Annotated in this window: 2 protein-coding genes; both read left to right on the forward strand. The window is 59.9% G+C overall.

Annotated elements, in window-relative coordinates:
- Nucleotides 1-627: 627 nt before the first annotated feature.
- The gene (gene trpS, locus ABYV26_RS22955) at nt 628-1,650 is read left to right on the forward strand and encodes a tryptophan--tRNA ligase (RefSeq protein WP_372683682.1); all 1,023 of its coding nucleotides are present in this window, start codon (nt 628-630) and stop codon (nt 1,648-1,650) included.
- 40 nt (nt 1,651-1,690) lie between these two features.
- A partial coding sequence (locus ABYV26_RS22960) for an aconitate hydratase (protein WP_372683683.1) occupies nt 1,691-3,606 on the forward strand: 1,916 nt, incomplete at its 3' end.

The following is a 3,606-nucleotide window of genomic DNA, read 5'->3' on the forward strand; positions in this document are numbered from 1 at the left end:
ATTTGTTGGTCGACTCATTCATCGTGCTCAGGGCGGTGGGGGCTCACGAGATTGAAAGATTTGGCCCTCGACCCGATCGGCCGCTGCCGTTTTCAATGGCAATATCCGATCCCGGAGCCTGCCGGGGGTATCGATCACACACGGTTGCCAGGGTTATCCACTGCGAACAAATTGACACTGACCCAATCCGTTTCGGAGTCGGCGCGAAGTTATTGATTCTCTCCGAATGATCCTGAACATCCACACGCTAACTTGGCATAACCGACGGCTGATGTCGCTCATTGTGCCGAGGTAATAATTAGGAGGAAAAAACCATGAAAAAAATGCCATCAAGAGATACCACCGGCAAGTGTAGGGGTGAATGTCGCGATCGCGTCCACGAGGGTGAAGTGGAACGGCAAAACCAGATCAACCATGTCGTGAAACAGGTTAATGCCTCCGCTTGAGGCCCCCATCCTGAACATCCGGACGCAACGATCCGCCCGGGGCCACGGGTGGCCGAATACAGACCACCCGAATAGTGCAAACGGTTTTGTCGGGATTTGGATCTCGGTCCCAGGAGTAGGCCCGAGAGGCCCGCTCCTCCCCTTTTTCGTTGTCTTGGATGAATGCACTGAAGATTTCGAAATGGAAAGCACAGAAATCAGCAACCTCGTGCTGACCGGCATCAAACCCACCGGCCGGATTCACTTGGGCAACTATCTCGGCGCCATTCGGCCTGCATTGGAACTGGCGTCGAAGCATCGGGCATATTTCTTTATCGCCGACTATCATGCGCTGACGACCATTCAGGATCGCGCCAGATTCAACCGGCGAATCGAGAAGTTGGCCGCCACGTGGCTGGCCTTGGGGCTGGATCCAGAGCGGGTCGTATTCTATCGCCAGAGCGCTATACCTGAGATCTTCGAGCTTATGTGGGTCCTCGGCTGCATTTCCCCCAAGGGATGGTTGAACCGGGCCCACGCTTACAAAGGCGCTGTTGAGGCCAATTTGGCCGCCGGAAGGGATGCGGATGCCCAAGTCAACGCCGGTCTGTACAATTACCCGGTTTTGATGGCAGCCGACATCCTAGCCTTTCAAACTGATCTGGTGCCCGTGGGCCGAGACCAGCGGCAACATGTGGAGATGGCCCGGGAGATGGCCGAGGCCTTCAACCGGGCCTACGGTCCGGTATTGAAGCGTCCACAGGCTCTGGTGAACGAAGCGGTGCATACCGTTTCCGGCCAGGATGGGCGCAAAATGAGCAAATCCTACGGCAACGAGATCCCGGTGCTGGCTCAACCCGATGAATTACGGCGGCTGGTGATGCGCATCGTCACCGACAGCCGCCCACCCGAAGCACCCAAGGATCCAGAACAGTGCAATCTATACGCACTGTATCGCCATTTTGCCGACCATACCGACGCCCTACGGCTGCGAAAGCACTACAGAGAGGGCGGCGTGGCCTACCAAACTGTGAAGCAGGCGCTTGCCGAGACGCTGATCGACCATTTTAAACCGGCCCGGGAGCGTTTCGCTGCGCTGATGGCGGATGGCGATCAGATCGAGAAAATCCTGGACAACGGTGCCGCCAGGGCGCGTGAGGTTGCTCGAACCACGTTGATGGCTGTGCGACAGGCCGTGGGTATCGACCGGATGCGCCCTTTATGAGGCGACCGGTTCTTAAGTGCCACATGCGGAGGAGATGACGATGGGAAAAAATGTAACCCAAAAACTGATCGACGCCCATCTGATTGAAGGCAAAACGGACATCGGTGAAGAGGTCGGCCTGCGCATGGATCAAACACTGGCTCAGGACGCGACGGGAACGATGGTTATGCTGGAATTCGAGGCCATGAACGTCGATCGCGTGCGCACCGAACTGTCCGCCCAGTACGTCGACCACAACCTGCTGCAGACCGACTACCGCAATGCCGACGATCATCTCTTTTTGCGCAGCGCATGCCGAAAATTCGGCGTGTGGTACAGCCGCCCAGGCAACGGCGTTAGCCACCCGGTGCACATGCAGCGATTCGGCGTGCCGGGTAAAACCCTAGTCGGTTCGGACAGCCACACGCCCGCGGCCGGCGGGTTGGGCATGCTGGCTTTCGGTGCAGGCGGCCTGGAGGTGGCCACTGCCATGGCCGGTGAACCCCTTTATATCACCATGCCCAAAGTGATGGGCATCCACCTGGCCGGCCGACTGCCGGACTGGGTCAGCGCCAAGGACGTGATCCTGGAAATGCTTCGCCGCCATGGCGTAGACGGCGGCCGGGGCAGAATCATCGAATACTTCGGACCGGGTCTGGAAGGCCTGACAGCGATGGATCGTCACGTGATCGCCAACATGGGCACCGAACTGGGTGCCACCAGCACCGTTTTCCCCTCGGACGATGCCGTACGACGGTTTCTGGTTGAGCAGGGCCGTGTGGATTGCTGGCGCGAATTGGTGGCCGATGCGGATGCCGGCTACGATGAAACCGATGAGATCGACCTGTCGAACCTGGAACCGCTGATCGCCCTTCCCAGCAGCCCGGGGAACGTGGTGCCGGTGCGCGAGGTGGCCGGACGCCCCATCTACCAGGCCTACATCGGCTCCTCGGCCAATCCGGGGCTGCGCGACTTTGCCGTGCCTGCCCTGATGGTCGCCGGCAGACAGGTGCCGGACCACATCTCCTTCGACGTGAACCCCACCTCTCGTCAGCTGATCGAGAACATGATCGAAACGGGGTTGATGGAACATCTGATCCAGACCGGTGCGCGGTTTCACCAGGCCGGCTGCAACGGCTGCATCGGCATGGGGCAGGCCCCGGCCACCGGAAAGATCAGCCTGCGCACCGTGCCGCGTAATTTCCCGGGCCGCTCCGGCACCGTGGAAGACCAGGTTTATTTGTGCAGCCCGGAGACGGCCGCGGCATCGGCCCTGACCGGCGTGATCACCGACCCGCGAACCCTGGACATGCCCTGCCCGCGCTTCGAACCGGCATCGGCGCTGAAGATCAACACCGCCCTGCTGGTGTCCCCGGAGTCGAGCGATGGCGACCACGAACTGGAAAAAGGGCCCAACATCAAACCGTTGCCGGTGTTTGACGCCCTTCCCGATCGTCTGGAGGGCCCCGTACTCCTCAAGGTGGGCGACGACATCTCCACCGACGAGATCATGCCCGCCGGCGCCGAGGTGCTGCCGTTGCGCAGCAATATACCCGAAATCAGCCGATTCGCCTTCAGCCGCATCGACGACACCTATTACGATCGAGCCATGGCCTGCCGGGACAACGGCGGCTCCTTTGTGGTGGGGGGAAACAATTACGGCCAAGGGTCCAGCCGCGAACATGCCGCCCTGGCACCTCGATTTCTGGGCCTGCGGGCGGTAGTGGCCAAAAGCTTTGCCCGTATCCATGCCCAGAACCTGGTCAATTTCGGCATCCTTCCACTGACGTTCGAAAACCCGGAGGACTGGGAAAATATCCGCCCGGAGGATATTCTGCAGTTGAAAGACCTGCGAAGGTCGCTGCCGGCGGGCCGACAATTGCGCCTGATCAACAAAACCCTAAACGAGTCCTATACCCTGGTCCACAGCCTCAGCGGCAGGCAACTGCGCATGGTGATGGCCGGCGGCTTGATCAA

This window comes from Desulfosarcina sp., assembly GCF_041551955.1.
In the GTDB taxonomy this organism is placed as follows: Bacteria; Desulfobacterota; Desulfobacteria; order Desulfobacterales; family Desulfosarcinaceae; genus Desulfosarcina.

Excerpts from the sequence above, each read along its gene's own strand:
- trpS (WP_372683682.1), top strand. The coding sequence starts at position 628 with ATGGAAAGCACAGAAATCAGCAACCTCGTGCTGACCGGCATCAAACCC.